The sequence below is a fragment of the Burkholderiales bacterium genome (assembly GCA_036262035.1).
Classification (GTDB): domain Bacteria; phylum Pseudomonadota; class Gammaproteobacteria; order Burkholderiales; family SG8-41; genus JAQGMV01.
Genome location: DATAJS010000010.1, coordinates 880,428 through 900,323 on the forward strand (window position 1 = coordinate 880,428; position 19,896 = coordinate 900,323).

Sequence of the window (19,896 nt, forward strand, 5' to 3'; positions counted from 1 at the left end):
GGCGCGCCGGCCGGTGTTTCTCCTATCTCCTTTCCCCTCTCTCCTTTCTATAATCAGTCCGTGATCCCCCAGTCCTTCATCCAGGATCTGCTCCATCGCGTCGACATCGTCGACGTCATCGACCGCTACGTTAAGCTGAAAAAAGCGGGCGCTAACTACGTCGCCTGCTGCCCGTTCCACGCCGAGAAGTCGCCCTCGTTCACGGTCGCGCCGACCAAGCAGTTCTATCACTGCTTCGGCTGCGGGGCGCACGGCACCGCGATCTCGTTCCTGATGGAGTACAGCGGCGTCGGCTTCGTCGACGCGGTCAAGGACCTCGCCCAGAGCGTCGGGATGAAAGTGCCCGAGCCCGAGCGAAGTGAGTACTCACAAAAGAAGGCGAGCGAGACCCACGACCTCTACGGCGTGCTGCTCGAGGCGGCGCGCTACTACCGCTCGCAGCTCAAGGATTCCCCACGCGCGGTGGAATACCTCAAGGGCCGCGGCCTGTCCGGCGACATCGCCAAACGTTTCGGCATCGGCTATGCACCCGATGCGTGGCAGAACCTCGACCAGGCGTTCGAAGACTACGGCGCCAAGCCGCTCGTCACCTCGGGTCTGGTCAAGCAGGGCGAGGGGAGCAAGCGCTACGACGTGTTCCGGGACCGCATCATGTTCCCGATCGTCGACGTGCGCGGCAACGTGATCGGCTTCGGCGGCCGCGTGCTCGACAAGGGCGAGCCCAAATACCTCAACTCGCCCGAGACCCCGGTCTTCGAAAAAGGCCGTGAGCTCTACGGCCTGTACCAGGCGCGCCGCGCCATCCACGACGCCGGCCGGGTGCTGGTCGTCGAAGGCTATATGGACGTGGTCGCGCTGGCGCAGCACGGTGTGGGCTACGCCGTGGCGACGCTCGGCACCGCCACCACCGGCCTGCACGTGCAGAAGCTCTTTCGCCAGGCCGACGAGGTCGTGTTCTCGTTCGACGGCGATGCCGCCGGGCGCCGCGCCGCGTGGCGCGCGCTGGAGAACAGCCTGCCCGAGCTCGTCGACGGCAAATCGGTGCGCTTTCTCTTCCTGCCGCAGGGCGAAGACCCGGACACCTACATCCGCCAACACGGCAAGGACGGGTTCGAGGCGCTGCTCGGCTCGGCGGTCCCGCTGTCGCGCTACCTCCTCGACGAGCTCTCGAGCCGCTCCGACCTCGCGTCGGCCGAAGGCCGCGCGGCCCTGGTGAGCGCCGCCAAACCGCTCGTCACGAAGCTCCAGAAGAGCGCTTTCCGCGCGCAGGTGCTGCATGCGCTCGCCGAGCGCGCGCGGCTCGCCGTCGGCGAAGTCGAGGCGCTGTGCGGCCTCGCCGCCAGCGACGCCGGCGCGCGCGCCAGGGCCGCCCCGCCACCGCTCAAGGCGCCGCGCGCCAAGACCGCGCCCTCGTTGCCGCGCGAAGCGCTGCGCCTGGTCATCAGTGCGCCCCAGCTCGCCGAAACCATGACCGACGACCAGCGGCGGCTGCTCGCCGGCGATCCGGATTACGCGCCGGTCGCGGGTCTGGTCGACCGCATTCGCGACGCGGGAATAAGCACCACGGGCGCCCTGTTCCAGGCCTTGCGCGAGTGGCCGGACGCCGACCTGTACGAATCGTTCGCCGGCGAGGTGCTGGAAGAGACGGCGTCATTCGACGATGCCCGGGCGGACCTCGAAGGCATCCTGGGCAAGCTCGAGCTGCACCGCGTCGAAGCCGAGTACGGGGAGCTGGTGTCCCGCGGCGTCAGCACCGAAGCCGAGCGCGAGCGATTCAACGCGCTGAGGGCGAAACTGGGTGAACTTAAAGGCGGGCGCCGAGTCGGAAACGTTCCGCCGGTCTAACACGCTGGCGGCCGCGCTAAACTCGATCTACGATCGACGATTTGAACCGGCGCGTCCTCAGGGGAGGCCGCGCCTATTGAAAGAACCGCACGCGCCCCCATCGGAAAGAGAGGCGGACGGCGGCAAGAATGGGCGGTGCGCGGCGGCTCCCGAAGCAAGGTTCGCGCCCGATTTGCAAGTCTTATTTAATCGAAACAACGATTTATCGCAGAATCTTTAGGGCCTGAGGACAGGTCTTAGGGTATAATATTCGGTTTTTTCAACGCACCACATTCAAGCCGCGGGGCACCGGACATGGCCAAAGCAAGGAAAGCCGCAGCATCCAAATCCAAGACGTACGCCGGCAGCAGGAGCGCCGCCGCCAAGAGCGCCGCCGCCAGAAAAGGCGCGGCCGCGAAGACGGCCGCTGCGAAGCCGAGCCGGCTCGTCAAGCGCGCCGGCGCCACCGCGCGCTCGGCCAAGACCGCCACCCGCACCGCACTGACTCGCAAGGCCACGAAAACGAAATTGAAAGTCCACCGTTCCAAGCAGCCTGCCGTCGCCAAGAGCGCGGCCAAGACCAAGCCGAAAGCCGCCCTGAAACCCGTCGCGAAAGCCCCCGTCAAGCCTCTGCTGAAATCGGCGAACAAGAAAGAGCAGCGCCTCGCCACGCTCAAGGCGCTCGGCAAGAAAGCGCAGGAGAAAGTCCAGGCCGCCGCGATCACCGCGCGTCCGGGCGCCGCCGGCGCGCCGTCGGCCTCCGCCGCGCCGACCGCGAGCCTGCCGGTCGCGAAGAAGTCCACTCGCGGCCTCACCGCCAAGGAGAAAGCGCTCGTCAAGGAGTTCGAGCGCCGCGAGCTCTCGCCGGCCGACGCCGAAGCGCGCCGCATCCGCCTGAAGAACCTGATCGTGCTCGGCAAGGAGCGCACGTACCTCACGTACGCCGAGATCAACGACCATCTGCCCGACGACATGATGGACGCCGAGCAGATCGAGAACATCATCGGCATGATCAACGACATGGGCATCCAGGTGTACGACGAAGCCCCGGATGCCGAGACGCTGCTCATGTCGGACGTGACGCCGGCGGTCACCGACGAAGCCGCGGTGGAAGAAGCCGAAGCCGCGCTGTCGACCGTCGACTCCGAGTTCGGTCGCACCACCGACCCGGTGCGCATGTACATGCGCGAGATGGGCTCGGTGGAGCTGCTCACGCGTGAAGGCGAGATCGAGATCGCCAAGCGCATCGAGGACGGCCTGAAGCACATGATCCAGGCGATCTCGGCGTGCCCGACGACGATCGCGGAGATCCTCAACCTCGCCGACCGCATCGGCAAGGACGAGATGCGCGTCGACGAAGTGGTCGACGGCCTCGTCGATCCGAACGCGACCGAAGAGGAGATTCCGTCCCCGGCGCCTCAAGCGGCGGCCGCCGACGACGACGATGACGGGGACCTCGACGAGGAAGGCGACGACGAGGAAGACGGCGCCGCGGTGCAGAGCGCCGACATGCTCAAGCTCAAGGAAGAGGCGCTCGCCCGCTTCGACGTGATCCGCAAGCAGTACGACAAGATGATGAAGGCCCTCCAGAAGGAAGGTCCTCGTTCCAAGCCGTACGTGCAGGCGCGCGAGCACATCTCCGACGAGCTCATGAACATCCGCTTCGCGGCGAAGCAGATCGAGTCGCTGTGCGACGGCGTGCGCAAGCTCGTCGACGACGTGCGCACCAACGAGCGCAACATCATGCACCTCTCGGTGGACAAGGCGCAGATGCCGCGTCACCACTTCATCAAGGAGTTCCCCGGCAAGGAGACCAACCTGCGCTGGGTGAAGAACGAGATCGAGGCGCACAAGCCGTGGAGCGTGGCGCTCGAGCGTTTCGAGCCGGCGATCACCGAGCAGCAGCAGAAGCTCCTCGACCTGCAGGCGCGCGTCGGCATCCCGATCAAGGACCTCAAAGAGATCAACCGCCAGATGACGACGGGCGAAGCCCGCGCCCGCCGCGCCAAGCGCGAGATGACCGAGGCCAACCTGCGCCTGGTGATCTCGATCGCCAAGAAGTACACCAACCGCGGTCTGCAGTTCCTCGACCTCATCCAGGAAGGGAACATCGGTCTGATGAAGGCGGTGGACAAGTTCGAATACCGCCGCGGCTACAAGTTCTCGACCTACGCGACGTGGTGGATCCGGCAGGCGATCACGCGCTCGATCGCGGACCAGGCGCGCACCATCCGCATCCCGGTGCACATGATCGAGACGATCAACAAGATGAACCGCATCTCGCGCCAGATCCTGCAGGAAACCGGGCAGGAGCCCGATCCCGCGCTGCTGGCCGAGAAGATGGAGATGCCGGAAGAGAAGATCCGCAAGATCCTCAAGATCAGCAAGGAGCCGATCTCGATGGAGACGCCGATCGGCGACGACGACGATTCGCATCTCGGCGATTTCATCGAGGACCAGTCGACGATGGCGCCTTCGGACTCGGCGGTGTACGCAAGCTTGCGCGGTGTCACGAAAGACGTGCTCGATACGCTGACCCCGCGCGAAGCGAAGGTGCTGCGCATGCGCTTCGGCATCGAGATGAACACCGACCACACGCTGGAGGAGGTCGGCAAGCAGTTCGACGTCACGCGCGAGCGCATCCGCCAGATCGAGGCGAAGGCGCTGCGGAAACTCCGCCACCCGTCGCGCTCGGAGCGCCTGCGCTCGTTCCTCGACACCGAGGGCTGACGCCGGGCCCGCTCGACATGAACCGCGTGCAATGCGACCGTTGCACGCGGTTTTTTTTCGTCCGCAGCTTCTGATGCTCTGGCGCGCGCTGCGCTCGGCGTTCAAGCCCCGCGCGTCGGCCGAGCCGCGGGTGCGGCGCGCGCTCGACCTCTCGCGCGCCGGCCTGCACGCCGAAGCCGAAGCGCTTCTGCGTCGCGCGGTCGCCGAGCATCCGCGCGACGCGGCCGCCGCGACCAATCTCGCGGTCGCGCTGCTCGAGCAGGACCGCGCCGCACATGCGGTGACTTGGCTCACCCGCGCCCTCGAGATCGACGCCGGGTTCGCGCCCGCTCATTTCAACTACGCGCACGTGCTGAAGATCAACGGCCGCCTTGCCGATGCGCTGTCCCACTATCGCGCGGCGGCGCACGCCCGGAATGCGATGCCCGAGGCGCACGAGGCGCTGATGTACGCGGCGCTGGAAGCGTGCGACTGGGATGCGGCCGAGGCCGTGGCTGCCGAGCTGCGCGAACGCGCGGCGCGAGAGCCGGCAGAACTCTGGATGAAGCGCGTCTCGCCGCTGACCGCGGCGTATCTCGGCCTCGACGCCGGGCAGTGCAAGGCGGTCGCGGCGTTCCACGCGCCGCCCCCCGCGCGCGAGGCGCTCGTTCGCCGTCGCGACCGAAGCGCGCGTCCCGGCCGTCTTCGCATCGCCTATCTCTCGCGAGATTTCCGCGACCATCCGGTGGGACACGTGCTGAAGAGCGCGCTCGCCCACCACGATCGCTCGCGCTTCGAAGTGCACGCGTATTCGTGGGGCGGCGGCGACGACAGCGTCTATCGCCGCGCGATCGCCGACAGCGTCGATCGCTTCGTCGACATCTCGCGCATGGGCGACGACGAGGCGGCGCGCTCGATCGCCGGCGCCGGCGTGGATCTCGCGATCGACCTCATGGGCCACACAACCGGCAACCGCCTCGGCATCCTGGCGAAGCGGCCCGCACCCGTGCAGGCGCATTACCTCGGTTACCCCGGCACCACGGGCGCCGCTTATGTCGACTGCTTCGTCGGCGATGCGATCGCGACGCCCGCGCACCTGGACGCGCAGTTCAGCGAGCGCATCGTGCGCGTCGAGCAGTGTTTCATGGTCGCGGACGGCGGCGACGCGCTCGCGGCGCCGGCCACGTCGCGAGCGGCGCACGGCCTGCCCGGGGACGCGTTGGTCTGCTGCAACTTCGGTGATCCGTCGCGCATCACCCGCCGCACCTTCGAGCTGTGGCTGACGATCCTCGCACGCGAGCCGCGCGCGCTGCTGTGGCTGCGCAAGACCAACCCGCTCGCGGCGGAGAACCTGCGTGCGCGCGCGAGCGCGTGCGGGCTCGATCCGGCGCGCATCGTCTTCGCCGAGCGCGTCGCCGGCAAGCCCGCGCATCTCGCGCGCCTGGGGTGCGCCGACCTCGCGCTCGATACGCTCGGTTGGTACAACGGACACAGCACGACCGCCGATCTCCTGTGGGCGGGGGTGCCGGTCCTCACCGCGCCGGGAGAGACGTTCGCGAGCCGCGTCGCGGCGAGCCTCGTCAGCGCGGCGGGCGGCGGCGAGCTCGTGGTCGACGGAGACGACGCGTACGCCGATGCGGCGCTGTCGCTCGCACGCGACCCTGCGCGCACCCGAGCGCTGCACCGGCAGATGCTCGAAGCGCGCACGTCTGCGCCGTTCTTCGATACGCCGGCACTGGTGCGCGGTCTCGAGGATGCGTTCGAGCGGATGTACGCCGAGCGCCTTGGGGAGCTTATTGCCTGACCACGCGCATCACCGCGCCGGTCGAGGTGAGCATGTAGAGCTCGCCCTGGGCATCCTGACCGAACGAGAAGATCGATCCCACACTGGGGATGGCCCAGTCGATGCGCTCCATCGCGCTCCCGCCGCGCAGCGCGAAGGTGCGCAGGAAGCCGGTGCAGAAATCGGAATAGAGATAGCGACCGGCGAGCTCGGGGATCGCGGTGCCGCGGTAGACGAAGCCGCCGATGATCGAGCACCCGCCGGCAGCGCCGTGATCGTATTCGAGCACAGGCAGCGTGATGCCCTGCGTGCTGCACGGATCGCCCGGGAAGCACAGCGACCCTTCGGTCACGTTCCAGCCGTAGTTGACGCCGGCGGCGCTCGCGGCGACCGCGTCGACTTCCTCGATGCGGTTCTGCCCGACGTCCGCGATGTACAGCGTGCCCGTATCGAACGTGTAGCGGAACGGATTGCGCAGCCCGAAGCCCCAGATCTCGCCGCGGCGATTCGGCTGTCCCGTGAAAGGATTGCCCGCCGGGATGGCGTACGGCTGCGCCGCGCTCGCGTTCGAGACGTCGATGCGCAGGATCTTGCCGAGCAGCGTGTTGAGGTTCTGGCCGCTGCCCAGCGGATCGCCGCCGCCGCCGCCGTCGCCCGGCGCGAGATAGAGAAACCCGTCGGGACCGAACGCGACGAGGCCGCCCTTGTGATTGGTGAACGAGCGGTGGGTGATCGTGATGATGCGCAGCGGCGTCGGATCGGCGGCCGCGGGATTCGCGGATACCTGGAAGCGCTCGATCGCGACGTCGCCGGTCGTATCGGTGAAGTAGACATAGAACGAACCGTTCGTCGCGAACTGCGGGTCGAACGCGAGCGAGAGCAGCCCGCCTTCGCCGGCGGTGCTGGCGCGCGCCGAGATGTCGAGGAAAGGCGCGGGGGCCACGACGCCGTTCTGCACGATGCGGATGCGGCCGGTGCGCTCCACCACGAACAGGCGCGCGTCGCCCGCCGGCGAAGCGAGGAACAGCGGATCGGCGAGGCCGGCGACCACCTGCTGCAGCGCCAGCCGAAAAGCGCCGGCGTTGTTGTAGGTGACGGTCGCGGCGGCGCTTGCGCCCGCGGTCACCGTGGCGGTCTGCATCGCCTGCTGCGGAGCGAAGTTGCTCGCGCCGTCGAGCACGTTACCCGCCGTGATGGTGTAGACGCCGGGCGCGAGCGTGAGCGTCATGTCGGTCGTGCTCAGCGCCTGGCTCACGTTGCCGGGCCCGGTCACCATGACCGACGGGCTCGCGCCCACCGCAAGCCCCACGACGATCACGCGCAGCGTTCCGGCGTTGCCGACCGCACCGCCACCACCGCCTCCGCCGCCGCATCCGGCGAGTAGCGCAAGCGCGCCCAAAGCCAAAAGGCCGAGCCGCCTGCGCATCGTTCGTCCTCCGGCTGTTGCTTTCGACGCCTAGCAGAACATGCGTAACGCGCCGATTGTTCCGGGCAACGTGCGTCCCGGCCATCGGGGAACGCCCGACGCCTGCGGTAGAATCGCGCCCTCGGGTCTGTAGCTCAGTCGGTTAGAGCAGGGGACTCATAATCCCTTGGTCCTCGGTTCGAGTCCGAGCAGACCCACCAGATTTTCCAGGCACTTGCCGAGCTTTCCCTGTCGAGCCTATGGCGCAAAGTTACTCGGAGCGACTGCTCGCCCGGCTCGGCGAGCACAAGCGTAAACATCATCCGGACATTCCGCTCGGCACGTGGCGTAACCCGCGTGGCGAAGACATCGCCTGCGAGCACATCCTGCCCAAGGAGTCCTGTCGATCGAACCTTCTGCCGACGATCAGCGAGAGCTTCTGGTCGTGGTTCGACGGGCAGGCGACGAAGCTCGATCTGCACCGGTATTTCCATCACCTCAACTCGTCACAGGCGATGGCCTTCAATCTGCTTTTCCCGTTCCTGGAAGACGGGAAGGTCGATCCGCGCCTGGTGCAGGTCCTCGGCATTGTGGACGGGGCCGAGTACATGGGCTGCTTCGAGAAGGTTTTGGATCCCGCGGAGGGCACGAACTTCGACTTCCTCATGGAATCGCCGACATGCCGCAGGATATTCTTCGAGCTGAAGCTGTCCGAACAGGCGTTCGGTAGCTGTGACAATGACGAACGTCACCAGCAGAAGCTCAAGGATCACTACGAGCCGCACTTGCGGCAGGCTGTGGACCCGAAGTGGCTCGACCCGGCGACGTTCTGTGCGAACTACCAGGTGCTCCGCAACCTTTCCTACCTCGGCAGATATCCCGACAGCGGTGTCGTGTTCATCTTTCCGAAAGCCAACGAGAAGCTGAGGCAGGCGGAGAACACGATCAAGCAGATCGTCTCGAAGTCACTGGCTCCCCGCGTGGCGATCTTTTACCTGGAGTACCTGGTCGAGAGAATCCTCGAGGCTGTCGCCGATGATGACGCGCTGACGCAGCATTATCTGGCGTTCAGGGACAAATACATCTGCGTCTGAGCGTCGCCGATCGAGGCGTCCGCAAAGCCGTTGTCCGCGCACCTTCACACAGGTGCGCCAAAAGTCACGGCCGTCCCCTACGCGAATCAGCAATGCTGCCGTAAATACGGCTGCGGGATCGTCCGTGATCACCCGTCGTGTCCCTGCCGACGGCAACGCGCTATGAACGCCCCCAAGAGAGCTCTGCTCTTCGCCACCAGCGTGGCGTGTTTCGCCGGCGCCGCGGCTTACGCCGATTACAAATGGTTCTTTGTGGCCGCGGGTGTGGCCTGTGTGCTGCGCGCGTTCATCTTCACGCGCAGGTTCTGAGCCGATCGCAGGTGCAACGCGCGGCTCTTGCCGCATCGTGGCGATCGATACGCTGCGCGCATGGAATCCGCACATACGCGCGCGAGACAATTTCGAGATAACGGCCAAGCACAATTGCGGCAGTGTTTAAAAACAATATGCCGCAAATATGGACTCAGCATTCATCGCCGACGTCGAGACGTGGGGCAGTGCCGGCGAATTCCTGGACGTCGTCACCCTGCGTGACGGCAAGGTCGTCGCGATCACTTCGACCAACCTCGCGGTCTACGACGACGCATCCGCTTTCGAGCAGGGCGAGCCGCGCGCGCTCGTCGACATTTAGCCGATCTCCGATTCAGCTCTGGACCGCGGCGAGACGTTGTCTCGCGTAGCGTCTGGGTTTGAACGCGTTGGGCTTGTACAGGTCGGGATAGCCGCACTCGCCGCAGCGCACCGAGAAGAGCCCCGGCCCCGGAAGGCGCTCGCCTTCGCCGGTGCGGGCGTGAAACGCGTGGACGGCCGCGCCGCAGCGCGAGCAGTCGACGGTGTGATACCACTCACCTTGTTGCAGGGTTTGCGTCTGCACGATGTGCCTCCGTGCTGGTTAACGCGTTTTGCGGCTGCAAGGGCCGCGCCTGCGCGAAGCCTTCGGGCACCGAGCGCAGGTGCAGGTCGCGTTGCGGGAACGGCAGCTCGATGCCGCGCTTCGTGAGCTCGGTCTCCAGCGCCCACAGGATGCGCGAAGTCGTGCCGCCCGGGTGTGTGACGAGGTCCGGCCCCACCCACGTCCTGATCTCGAAGTCGAGGCTGCTCTCGCCGAAGTTCTTCAACAGCACCGTTGCCGGGTGCGCATCGTCGATGAGGACGCCTTTGACCGAGCGCACCGCAGCAAGGCCCGCTTCGCGCACCGCCTCCTTGTCGGACCCGTAGGCCACCCCGAAAGGCACCTTGACGCGCCGCGTGCGGTCGCCGTATGTCCAGTTCGTCACCGGCTTGTTGATGAACTCGGAGTTCGGCACCAGCACGTCGACTTCGTCGTTGGTCGACACCCGGGTGTAGCGCATGCCGATCTCCACCACCGTGCCGCGCAGGCCGGACGCGATCTCGACGAAGTCGCCGACCTTGAGGGTTTTTTCGACCAGGATGATGATGCCCGAGATGAAGTTCTGGAAGATGTTCTGGAGCCCGAAGCCGATGCCGACGCCGATCGCGCCCCCCAGAAAGGCGAGGCTCGTCAGCTCGAAGCCCATGAAGTTGAGCCCGATGATCGTGCCGACGATCCAGACCACGTAGCGCACCAGCCGGGTGAAGGCGTAGACGGTCGAGGTCGTGGCGTGATGGTGCCCGTGCAGCGCGAGCCGGCGCAGCGCGCGTTCGAGGACGGAAGACGCCCACCAGACGCCGAGCAGCATCAGGATGAGCCCCCCGATACGCCCGAACGTGATGTCGGTCGTGCCGACCGTGACGAGCGGGGCGTAGATCCAGCCGAAGAGGTCGTTCCAGTCCCAATCCATGAAAGGCGCGGCTCCGTATGCGTGGCGGGCTGACGCGCCTCGCAGCAGGCGCCATGCCGTCGCGGAACTCCACGCGGCCGGCGTGGTCCATCAGGGTCGCTTTTTGCGGCATTTTCCTGTAAAAACAACCCCTTTTTGCCTCGCACCCACCGTTTTCAAGGCGGCGCGGGGGCCACCGCCATGACCGTCGCCCAGGAAGTCGCCCGCCGCCGCACCTTCGCCATCATCTCCCACCCCGACGCGGGCAAGACCACGCTCACCGAGAAGCTGCTGCTGTTCGCCGGCGCCATCCACATCGCCGGGAGCGTGAAGGCGCGCAAAGCGAGCCGCCACGCGACCTCGGACTGGATGGAGATCGAGAAGCAGCGCGGCATCTCGGTCGCGAGCTCGGTGATGCAGATGGAGTATCGCGACTGCGTCATCAATCTCCTCGACACGCCGGGCCACAAGGATTTTTCCGAGGACACTTATCGCGTGCTGACCGCGGTCGACGCGGCGCTGATGGTGATCGACGCGGCGAACGGCGTGGAGTCGCAGACGCTGCGGCTGCTGGAAGTCTGCCGCTCGCGCAACACCCCGATCATCACCTTCATCAACAAGATGGACCGCGAAGTGCGCGAGCCGCTGGAGCTCATCGACGAGATCGAGCGCGTGCTCGAGATGCCCGCGGTGCCCTTCACCTGGCCGGTCGGCATGGGCAAGCGCTTCGGCGGGGTGTTCGACATCCGCCAGGACCGCATGCGCGTCTTCAGCCCCGGTGAGGACCGGCGCGGCGACTTCGAGGTGATCGAAGGCATCGACAACCCCGAGACCGCGCAGCGCTTCGGCGAGGCCTTCGGGCAGGCGAAGAACGAGATCGAGCTCGTGCAGGGCGCCTCCCCCGACTTCGACGAGAACGCGTTCCTGGCGGGCCGGCAGACGCCGGTGTTCTTCGGCTCGGCGATCAACAACTTCGGCGTGCGCGAGACGCTGGACGCGCTGATCGACCTCGCGCCGCCGCCGGGACCGAAGGAAGCGATGCAGCGCATCGTCGAGCCCACCGAACAGAAGTTCACCGGCGTGGTTTTCAAGATCCAGGCGAACATGGATCCCGCGCACCGCGACCGCGTCGCGTTCGTGCGCGTGTGCTCGGGGCGCTTCGACCGCGGCATGCAGTTGAAGATCAGCCGCACCGGCAAGGACCTGCGCACCAACAACGTCGTGTCCTTCCTCTCGCAGAAGCGCGACATCCTCGAAGAGGCCTATCCCGGAGACGTCATCGGCATCCCGAACCACGGGGTGCTCCAGCTCGGGGATACTCTGACCGAAGGCGAAAAGCTCCAGTTCACCGGGCTGCCTTTCTTCGCGCCCGAGATCTTCTACGCGGTCGAGCTCGCCGATCCGCTCAAGGCCAAGCAACTGCGCGCGGGGCTCGCCCAGCTCGGCGAAGAGGGCGCGATCCAGGTGTTCAGGCCGCACGTCGGCGGCGCGCTGCTGCTCGGCGCGGTCGGCCAGCTCCAGGTCGAGGTCGTGGCGCACCGGCTGAAGCACGAGTACGGCGTCGACGCGCGGCTCGTTCCCGCACGGCACAAATATGCGCGCTGGATCACCTCCGACGACGAGCGCGAATTGAAGCGGTTCATCGACAACATGGCGATGCGCATCGCCTACGACGTCGTGGACGCGCCGACCTTCCTCGCGGCCCACGCAACCGAGCTCGCGGCCGCCGCGGACAACTGGCCGAAGATTCGCTTCCACGCGCTCCGCGAGCACGCGGGGCTCGTCTTCCAGTCCCAGTAGAGCCGCCGGTCTATAGGACGCGGCGGTGCTCGCAGGCACGCTGCTTGATCAGGTCTCAGCGTTGATTCTCATGCCCGATAAAGACCAGCAGCGCGCGCTCGCCAAGACCCTGAGGGATACCTTCGGCTATCGGCGTCTTCGTGCGGGCCAGCAGGAGGTGATCGGCAGCGTGCTCGCCAAGCACGACACGCTGGCGGTCATGCCCACCGGCGCGGGCAAGTCGCTCTGCTACCAGCTTCCGGCGCTGCACCTCGAAGGCACGACGGTGATCGTGTCGCCGCTGATCTCGCTCATGAAGGACCAGGTCGACAAGCTCGCGTTGGCCGGCGTGTCCGCGATCGAGGTCAACAGCACCCTCTCGGGCCGCGAGGAGAAAGCCGCGCTCGAGTCGATCCGCAAGGGCGAGGACGAGATGGTCTTCACCACGCCCGAGCGCCTCTCCGATCCCGCGTTCATCGAAGCGCTCGGGCACAACGCGATCGACCTCTTCGTCATCGACGAGGCGCACTGCATCTCGCAGTGGGGCCACGACTTCCGGCCGGCGTTCCTGGAGATCTCGAACGCGCTCGAAGCGCTCGGCAACCCGCCGGTGCTCGCGCTCACCGCGACCGCGACCAGCGCGGTGATGGCGGACATCGGACGGCAGTTGAAGCGCAAGCTGCAGGTGATCAACACCGGCATCTACCGTCCCAACCTGCACTACCGCGTCGTGCACGCGACCAACGACGACGAGAAGCTCGACTACACGGTGAAGGTCGCGAAGGCGATCGAAGGCAGCGGGATCGTCTATACCGCGACGGTCAAGAACGCGGACCTCGTGTACGAGCGGCTCAAAGAGGCCGGCATCGAAGTCGCGCGCTATCACGGCCGGATGTCCGGAAAGGACCGCGAAGCGGCGCAGGACGATTTCATGTCCGGCCGCTGCCGCGTGATGGTCGCCACCAACGCGTTCGGCCTCGGCATCGACAAGTCGGACATCCGCTTCGTCCTGCATTACCAGGTGCCCGGTACGCTCGAGGCGTATTACCAGGAATCGGGACGAGCCGGCCGCGACGCCGAAGCCGCGCAGTGCATCCTGGTCTACGACACGCGCGACAAGCGCGTGCAGCAGTTCTTCCTGGGCGGCCGCTATCCGACGCAGGAAGACGTGATCCTGGCGTTCGAGGCGCTGACCAAGACCGGAGCGCTCGACGAGTCCGTCGCGTTCGCCGCGCTCGAAGGCGCCGCGCCCAACGTCGCGGGCAACAAGCTCAAGGTCGCGCTCAAGCTTCTGAAAGACGCGGGCTTCGTGAAGCAGGACCGCAGCTTCCGCTACCGGCTGCTCAATGCCGAAGTCCGGCGCTCCGATCTGCGCGGCCTCGCCGACGAATACGGCCGCAAGAGCGAGGCCGACCGCGAAAAGCTCGAGCGCATGATCTTCTATGCGCAGACCGCGTTCTGCCGCTGGAAGGTGCTGCTCGAGTACTTCGAAGGGATCGAGGACTTCGAGCGCTGCGGCACCTGCGACAACTGCGTGAACCCGCCGCAGGTGAAGCCGCCGAAGAAAGTGCGCCTGCCGAAATGGGCGCGCCGCCCGCCGCTCGGTCCGGTGGCGCAGTTCAACGAAGGCGACCGCGTGCGCGTGCCGCGCTACGGCGAAGGGCGCGTCGCGAGCGCGACCGCCGAGCAGGTCGAGATCGTCTTTCCCGACGGCAGGAAGCGGCAGTTCCTGGCGGCGTACGTAGAGGCAGCCTGAAAGATCTACGCCGCTCCTCCGCTGCGCTCCGGGCGCAAAGGTTCGCTTAAGCGCCTGCCGGCGCTACGCTAGAATCGTTTCTACCTTAAAAATCGAAGGGGGATGCGATGCCTTACGCCATGCGGATCCACGAAAACGGCGGACCCGAGAAGCTGCTGTGGGAAGAAGTCGAGATCGGTAATCCCGGACCGGGTGAAGTGCGGGTGCGCAACACCGCGGTCGGTCTCAACTTCATCGACACCTATCACCGCAGCGGCCTTTACCCGATGCAGCTCCCGGTCACGCTCGGCGGCGAAGGCGCCGGGGTGATCGAGGCGGTCGGGCCCAGGGTGAAGGACCTCAAGGTCGGCGACCGCGTGACCTACGTCGGCCCGCTCGGCTCGTATTCCGAAGTGCTGCTGCGTCCCGCCGAGAAGCTGGTGAAGATCCCCGCCGGCGTCGAGGACCAGCAGGCCGCGGCGATGATGCTCAAAGGCCTGACCGCGTGGTACCTCTGCCGCCGCACCTACAAGGTGAAGAAAGGCGACACCGTGGTGGTACACGCCGCCGCGGGCGGCGTGGGGCAGATCCTCTCGCAATGGTGCAAGCATCTCGGCGCGACCGTGATCGGCACCGTCGGCTCGGAAGAGAAAGCCGCGCTCGCGAAGAAAGCCGGCTGCAAGCACGTCATCGTCACGTCCAAGGAGAAGGTGTCCGAGCGCGTCAAGGCGATCACCAAGGGCAAGGGCGTGCCGGTGGTGTACGACGGCATCGGCAAGGACACCTTCATGGATTCGCTGGACTGCCTCGCGCCGCTGGGACTGATGGTGAGCTACGGCAACGCGTCGGGCGCGGTGCCGCCGATCTCCATCGGCATCCTCGCGTCGAAAGGTTCGCTCTTCGTGACGCGCCCGACGCTCGCCAACTACACCGCCACCCGCGAAGACCTGATCAAAGCGTCGAAAGAGCTCTTCGCCGTGGTGAAGAAAGGCGCGGTGAAGATCAAGATCAACCAGACCTATCCGCTGCGCGAGGCGGCGCAGGCGCACATCGATCTGGAGGGGCGCAAAACCACCGGCTCGACCGTACTTATCCCGTAACGCGACGGCGGCGGCACCGCGAACATCAAGGCGTGAACGGGTGAACGAGTGAACGGGTGAACGCGTTCAACCCCGTTTGACCTCGGAAGCCGCTTTCGCTTACTTTCGAGCTTTCCGAAAGCCTCCCGCTCGTGCTTCCTCTAGACGCATTGCCGCCGCCTCCGGGCGGCGCGCACCCCTCGCTCCTGTCCGGCGTGCGAGTGCTCGATCTCACCACGTCGATCGCGGGCCCGTACGCGACGCTGCTCATGGCCGACATGGGCGCCGACGTGATCAAGGTCGAGCGTCCCGGCGCCGGAGACGACAGCCGCGCCTGGGGCCCGCCGTTCCTCGACGGCGAATCGCTGTGGTTCCTGTCGGTCAACCGCAACAAGCAGAGCGTCACGCTCGACTACAGCGGTGAAGCGGGGCGCAAGGTGCTGCACGATCTCGTGCGCGCCGCCGACGTGGTCATCGTCAACCTCGTCGGCCGCGTGCAGAAGAAGCTGCAGGTCGATTACGCGAGCCTGAAAGCGTTGAAGCCCGACCTCGTCTACGTCTCCTTGAGCGGCTTCGGGCTCGAAGGCGCGCGCCGCGACTTCCCGTGCTACGACCTCGTCGCCGAAGGCTACAGCAGCGTGATGGACCTGACAGGCGAAGCCGAGAGCCCGCCGCAGAAAGTGGGCACGCCCGCCGCCGATCTCATCGCAGGCATGGACGCGGCCTACGCGACGCTTGCCGCGCTCTTCGACCGGAGCCGCAGCGGTCGCGGGCACGAGATCGACATCGCGATGATCGACAGCATGACGCGCTTCATGTCCCCGCGCATCGTGCCGTATCTCGGCTCGGGCGAGGTGCCCAAGCGCACCGGCGCGCGCGACAGCGTGATCGCGGTGTACCAGGTGTTCGATACCCAGGACGATCCGATCACGCTGGGCCTGGGCAACGACGGCATCTGGAAGCGCTTCTGGGAAGCGGTCGGCAAGCCCGAGGTCGGCGCCGATGCGCGCTATGCGAAGAACGTCGACCGCCGCGCCGCGCGCGCCGAGATCGTCGAGAGCATCCAGGCGGTGCTGAAGACGCGCCCGCGCGACGAGTGGCTGAAGCGCTTCGTCGAGGCGAAAGTGCCTGCGGGTCCGGTCAACCGCGTCGACCAGGTGGCGAGCGATCCGGAATTGATCGGGCGCGGCCTCTTCTATACCGACACCGCGAACGGCCGGCGCATCCCGCAGGTCGGGCTGGGCATCGGCGTCGACGGCTCGAACGCGACCTATCGCACGCCGCCGCCGCGCCTGGGCGAGCACACCGAGCAAGTGCTGCGCTCTCTGGGCTACGACGATGCGCGCATCGCGGAGCTACGCAACGGTAAAGTGATCTGACGTTTCACATTTCACCTTTCACGCATCCATGACCTACGAAACCATCCTCTACCGCGAAGAAGGCGCCGTCGGCTGGCTCACGCTCAACCGCCCCGACGACGGCAACATGTTCACGCCGCAGATGTGTCACGACATCCGCGACTGCATCAACGACATCCGCCGCGAGACGCGCACCCGCGTGCTCGTCATCACCGGCGCGGGCGACAAGTTCTTCTGCATCGGCGGGCGCAAGGAAGGGATGGCGGACAGCACGCTGTACGCGGGCATGCTGCCGACGCTGGAGATCTACGAATCGATCGAGCGCCTGCAGAAGCCGGTCATCGCGTCGGTCAACGGCTTCGCCGTCGGCGGAGGTCACGTGCTGCAGGTGATGTGCGACCTGACGATCGCGAAAGAGAGCGCGATCTTCCGCCAGGTGGGGCCGATGATGGGCAGCTTCGACGCGGGCTACGGCACGTGGTACCTCGAAGACCTCATCGGCAAGAAGCGCGCGAAGGAGATGTGGTTCCTCAACCCCAAGCTGAGCGCCAAGGAAGCGCTGGAGATCGGGCTCATCAACCGGGTCGTTCCCGACGATCAGCTCGAGGCGGAGACGCGCAAGTATGCGAACGCGGTCGCCGAGCGCGGCGCTTTCGCGCTCGCGGCATTGAAAGGCGCTTTCGTCGCGCGGCACGGCGGCGTGTCCGGTCTCTCGCGGGTCTCGCACGACCTGCTGCTCCGCCTCTACCTCGACACCGACGAGCACGAAGAGCTGGGCGAGGCGTTCCGCGAGCGCCGCACGCCGAACGCCGACAAGTTCGGCCACTAGACGCGCTCGAAATGAGCACGATACTCACGCTGCACGATCCTCAGATCGCGCAACGCTATTACGCCGACGGCTACTGGCGGAGCGATACGCTCTACAGCCTCACGCGTGAGCACGCCGCCAAGCGCCCGCAAGGCTGCGCGCTGCGCGACAGCCGCCGGCGCGTGACTTGGCGCGAGCTCGCGGCGTGGGTCGATGCGGTCGCAGCCGACCTGCACGAAGCGGGACTGAAGCGGGGCCAGCGCGTATCGGTGTGGCTGCCGAACCGCGTCGAAGCGGTGGTGGTGCTGCTCGCGTGCTCGCGCATGGGTTACGTGTGCAATCCCTCGCTGCACCAGAACTACACCGTGCACGACATCGCCGCTCTGATGGAGCGCATACAGACCGCCGCGCTGTTCGCGCAGCCCGGCTACGGCGCGGACGCGGAGCGCAGCGACGTCTTCGCGGCGGCGCGTGCGCTGCCGTCGATGAAGCGGGTGTATGCGCTCGACGGCGCCGGCGCCGCGCCCGACGGGTGTGCTTCGTTTCCGGCCGCGGCGGATGCTCCCTCGCTGCCCGCAGCGGACGACAACCCCGATAAGGTCGCTTACCTCGCCTTCACCTCCGGCACGACGGGAACGCCCAAAGGCGTGCTGCACTCGGACAACACCCTGCTCGCGAACGGCCGCGCGATGGTGGTCGACTGGCATCATTGCGATGCCACGATCCTCTTCAGCCACAGCCCGCTGTCGCACCACATCGCGACGGTGGCGGTCGAGCAATGCCTCGTCGCCGGCTGCGAGCTCGTCGTGAACGACGCGCGCAGCGGGATGAAACCGCTCGACTGGATACTCGAAAGCGGCGCGACCTACGTCATGGGCGTGCCGACGCACGCGATGGACATCCTGGCCGAGATGAGGCGCCGCGGACTGTCGCGGCTGGGCAAGGTGACCGTCTTCTACATGGCGGGCTCCATCATCCCGCCCGACACCGCCCGCGCCTTTCTCGACATGGGCATCAAGCCGCAGAACGTCTACGGCATGACCGAGAACGGCTCGCACCAGTACACCCTGCCGGACGACGACGCGGCGACGATCACCTCGACGTGCGGCAAGGCGTGCGCGGGCTACGAGACGCGGCTGTGGGACCAGGAGAATCCGGACCGTCCTGCCAGATCGGGCGAGATCGGCGAGATCGGCACGCGCGGCGCGCTGTTGACGCTGGGCTATTTCAACAACCAGGCCGCGACCGAGAATTCGTTCAACGCCGGCGGCTGGTTCATGAGCGGCGACCTCGGGCGCTTCGACGAGAACGGCAACCTCTCGATCGTCGGCCGCAAGAAAGACCTCATCATCCGCGGCGGCCACAACATCCATCCCGCGGACATCGAGAACCTCGTGCTCAAGCATCCGGCGGTGGTGAAAGCCGCCGCGTATCCGGTCGCCGATCAGCGTCTCGGCGAGCGCGTGTGCCTGGCGGTGATCGCGCGCGAAGGCGCGAAGGTCGACGGGCTCGCGCTACTGGAGCATCTGCACGCCGAAGGGCTTTCCAAATACGACATGCCGGAATACTTCATCGCGCTCGACGCGTTCCCGCTCACCGCGAGCGGCAAGATCCTGAAGCGCGAGCTCGTCGAGATGACCCGGGCCGGCAAGCTCGCGCCGGAGCCGGTGAGGTTCAGGGCGCCACAACCATGAGCATCGAGCTCACACGCATCGAAGAGTTCGCGGTCCTCACGCTGAACCGCCCGAACGCGCTCAACGCGCTGTCGTTCGCGCTGATCGCCGACATCTCGCGCGCGCTCGACGAGGTCGCCGCGAGTGACGCGCGGGCGCTGCTCGTCACCGGTGCGGGCGCCAAGGCGTTCTGCGCCGGCGCGGACATCAAGGAGCTCACCGGGCGCTCGATGGCGGAGCAGAAGCGCGGCGGCGAGGTCGGCCAGGCGACGTTCGCCAAGATCGAGAAGCTGCCGATGCCTTCGGTCGCGATCGTCAACGGCTACGCGTTCGGCGGCGGCCTCGAGATGGCGCTCGCGTGCACCTTCCGCATCGCCACGCCCAACGCGAAGATGGGATTGCCCGAGATCAAGCTCGGCCTCATCCCCGGTTACGGCGGCACCCAGCGGCTGCCGCGCGCCGTGGGCGAAGGCCGCGCGATGGAGATGATCCTCACCGGCCGCACGGTGGACGCCGAAGAGGCGCTGCGCATCGGTCTCGTCCAGCGCATCGTCGAAGGCGACGCGGTGCAGGCCGGCATCGCCTACGCGCGCGAGTTCACCGGCTACAGCCTGCCGGTGCTCGGCTTCGCGCGCGAAGCGGTGAACCGGGCGCTGGCGACGCCGCTGTCGGAAGGCCTGAAGATCGAAGCCGATCTCGCTACGCTCGCGTTCCAGACCAAGGATGCGGGGGAAGGCATGACGGCGTTCGCGGAAAAGCGCAAGGCTCGGTTTGAAGACAAGTGACGGATGAGGCGGTGACGGGTGAAGCGGTGACGGATAAGGCGGTGACGGGAGCTTGCCAAGAATATCCCCTCCCCCTCAGGGGG

At 66.7% G+C, this 19,896-nt stretch carries 16 protein-coding genes and 1 tRNA gene; 14 read left to right on the top strand and 3 right to left on the bottom strand.

The window, feature by feature from the left end; all coding sequences use genetic code 11:
• Positions 1 to 60: 60 nt before the first annotated feature.
• The 3 genes from dnaG to VHP37_12160 all read left to right on the top strand — a co-directional run bounded on the left by dnaG (position 61) and on the right by VHP37_12160 (position 6,337).
• The gene (gene dnaG, locus VHP37_12150; protein HEX2827093.1) at positions 61 to 1,845 is read left to right on the top strand and encodes a DNA primase; all 1,785 of its coding nucleotides are present in this window, start codon (positions 61 to 63) and stop codon (positions 1,843 to 1,845) included.
• Positions 1,846 to 2,139: 294 nt separating this feature from the next.
• Entirely contained in the window at positions 2,140 to 4,554 is a 2,415-nt protein-coding gene (gene rpoD, locus VHP37_12155) for an RNA polymerase sigma factor RpoD (protein HEX2827094.1), read from the top strand.
• A gap of 73 nt (positions 4,555 to 4,627) precedes the next feature.
• Positions 4,628 to 6,337 carry a tetratricopeptide repeat protein gene (locus VHP37_12160; protein HEX2827095.1) on the top strand — a complete coding sequence of 570 codons (1,710 nt, stop codon included), beginning with the start codon at positions 4,628 to 4,630 and terminating at the stop codon, positions 6,335 to 6,337.
• Here the strand turns inward: VHP37_12160 and VHP37_12165 are convergent.
• Positions 6,327 to 7,742, bottom strand: coding sequence for a PQQ-dependent sugar dehydrogenase (locus VHP37_12165; protein ID HEX2827096.1), 1,416 nt, complete (start codon positions 7,740 to 7,742; stop codon positions 6,327 to 6,329). The genes VHP37_12160 and VHP37_12165 overlap by 11 nt on opposite strands.
• A gap of 123 nt (positions 7,743 to 7,865) precedes the next feature.
• Here VHP37_12165 and VHP37_12170 point away from each other — a divergent pair.
• The 4 genes from VHP37_12170 to VHP37_12185 all read left to right on the top strand — a co-directional run bounded on the left by VHP37_12170 (position 7,866) and on the right by VHP37_12185 (position 9,446).
• A tRNA-Ile gene (locus VHP37_12170) sits at positions 7,866 to 7,942 on the top strand.
• A 39-nt stretch (positions 7,943 to 7,981) separates the two neighbouring features.
• Positions 7,982 to 8,815, top strand: coding sequence for a hypothetical protein (locus VHP37_12175; protein ID HEX2827097.1), 834 nt, complete (start codon positions 7,982 to 7,984; stop codon positions 8,813 to 8,815).
• 162 nt (positions 8,816 to 8,977) lie between these two features.
• On the top strand, positions 8,978 to 9,124 hold the full coding sequence (locus VHP37_12180; GenBank protein HEX2827098.1) for a hypothetical protein: 147 nt from the start codon (positions 8,978 to 8,980) through the stop codon (positions 9,122 to 9,124).
• Positions 9,125 to 9,272: 148 nt separating this feature from the next.
• On the top strand, positions 9,273 to 9,446 hold the full coding sequence (locus VHP37_12185; GenBank protein ID HEX2827099.1) for a hypothetical protein: 174 nt from the start codon (positions 9,273 to 9,275) through the stop codon (positions 9,444 to 9,446).
• 12 nt (positions 9,447 to 9,458) lie between these two features.
• On the opposite strand, the gene VHP37_12190 is transcribed toward VHP37_12185, so the two are convergent.
• Complete coding sequence (locus VHP37_12190; protein ID HEX2827100.1) at positions 9,459 to 9,689, bottom strand: hypothetical protein; 231 nt, start codon at positions 9,687 to 9,689, stop codon at positions 9,459 to 9,461.
• On the bottom strand, positions 9,661 to 10,617 hold the full coding sequence (locus VHP37_12195; protein HEX2827101.1) for a mechanosensitive ion channel domain-containing protein: 957 nt from the start codon (positions 10,615 to 10,617) through the stop codon (positions 9,661 to 9,663). Before VHP37_12195 ends, VHP37_12190 begins: the two co-directional genes overlap by 29 nt.
• Before the next feature lie 180 nt (positions 10,618 to 10,797).
• Here VHP37_12195 and VHP37_12200 point away from each other — a divergent pair, with 180 nt between their 5' ends.
• The 7 genes from VHP37_12200 to VHP37_12230 all read left to right on the top strand — a co-directional run bounded on the left by VHP37_12200 (position 10,798) and on the right by VHP37_12230 (position 19,813).
• Positions 10,798 to 12,396: a peptide chain release factor 3 gene (locus VHP37_12200; protein ID HEX2827102.1), complete on the top strand. Its 1,599-nt coding sequence runs from the start codon at positions 10,798 to 10,800 to the stop codon at positions 12,394 to 12,396.
• Between the two features lie 70 nt (positions 12,397 to 12,466).
• Positions 12,467 to 14,131 carry an ATP-dependent DNA helicase RecQ gene (locus VHP37_12205; GenBank protein HEX2827103.1) on the top strand — a complete coding sequence of 555 codons (1,665 nt, stop codon included), beginning with the start codon at positions 12,467 to 12,469 and terminating at the stop codon, positions 14,129 to 14,131.
• A gap of 107 nt (positions 14,132 to 14,238) precedes the next feature.
• Positions 14,239 to 15,210 (top strand): quinone oxidoreductase, encoded by a 972-nt coding sequence (locus VHP37_12210; GenBank protein ID HEX2827104.1) that lies wholly within the window; start codon positions 14,239 to 14,241, stop codon positions 15,208 to 15,210.
• Between the two features lie 131 nt (positions 15,211 to 15,341).
• Complete coding sequence (locus tag VHP37_12215; GenBank protein HEX2827105.1) at positions 15,342 to 16,568, top strand: CoA transferase; 1,227 nt, start codon at positions 15,342 to 15,344, stop codon at positions 16,566 to 16,568.
• A 28-nt stretch (positions 16,569 to 16,596) separates the two neighbouring features.
• Positions 16,597 to 17,376, top strand: coding sequence for an enoyl-CoA hydratase-related protein (locus VHP37_12220; protein ID HEX2827106.1), 780 nt, complete (start codon positions 16,597 to 16,599; stop codon positions 17,374 to 17,376).
• Positions 17,377 to 17,387: 11 nt separating this feature from the next.
• Complete coding sequence (locus tag VHP37_12225) at positions 17,388 to 19,049, top strand: class I adenylate-forming enzyme family protein (GenBank protein ID HEX2827107.1); 1,662 nt, start codon at positions 17,388 to 17,390, stop codon at positions 19,047 to 19,049.
• Complete coding sequence (locus VHP37_12230) at positions 19,046 to 19,813, top strand: enoyl-CoA hydratase-related protein (protein HEX2827108.1); 768 nt, start codon at positions 19,046 to 19,048, stop codon at positions 19,811 to 19,813. Before VHP37_12225 ends, VHP37_12230 begins: the two co-directional genes overlap by 4 nt.
• Positions 19,814 to 19,896 lie beyond the last annotated feature (83 nt).